The organism is Paenibacillus sp. 2TAB26, assembly GCF_052115145.1.
In the GTDB taxonomy this organism is placed as follows: domain Bacteria; phylum Bacillota; class Bacilli; order Paenibacillales; family Paenibacillaceae; genus Pristimantibacillus.
This window is the reverse complement of record NZ_JBFRGC010000125.1, coordinates 1-406: the sequence shown is the minus strand read 5'-3', so window position 1 is coordinate 406 and position 406 is coordinate 1. Positions and strand designations below refer to the sequence as shown.

The window sequence follows — 406 nt, the reverse complement described above, 5'->3', positions numbered from 1 at the left end:
GGCCGGATCCATATTTCATCTCGGCTGCGTCATAGGATAATTCTTCTCGAACGGGGCCAAAGAAAGTCGCCGTTAGGAATTCATATGACTCGAGCCGGGCCGTCGCCAACATATACGCCACATAGTGGATGTTGAACGTACTTCCTTTGGATATATAGAGTTCGTCGAGCCAACCCATAAGGGTCATCAGATTATCTTCCGATGTCCGCGATAGCGCGGGAAGCGTTTGCTTTGCTGCCCCTTTCTCCGGGTACCAACCAAATTTAGACGGATGCGCTTCCTTGTAAAGCGCCACGAACTTTTCGATGTCAATCCGGCGGTGCCGGATGAAGTTTCCGATCACACCGATCGGATGTAGGTGAAAGACCTCTGGCGCCGGTAAAGCGGGGAGGCGGGCACTCACCTC

The 406-nt window shown here is 53.0% G+C and carries 1 protein-coding gene; it reads right to left on the bottom strand.

Features of this window, described 5'->3' with window-relative positions; all coding sequences use genetic code 11:
- Positions 1-343 (bottom strand): hypothetical protein (locus AB4Z50_RS36175; RefSeq protein ID WP_441887334.1); only part of this gene is annotated, 343 nt, incomplete at its 3' end.
- Between the last annotated feature and the right edge of the window lie 63 nt (positions 344-406).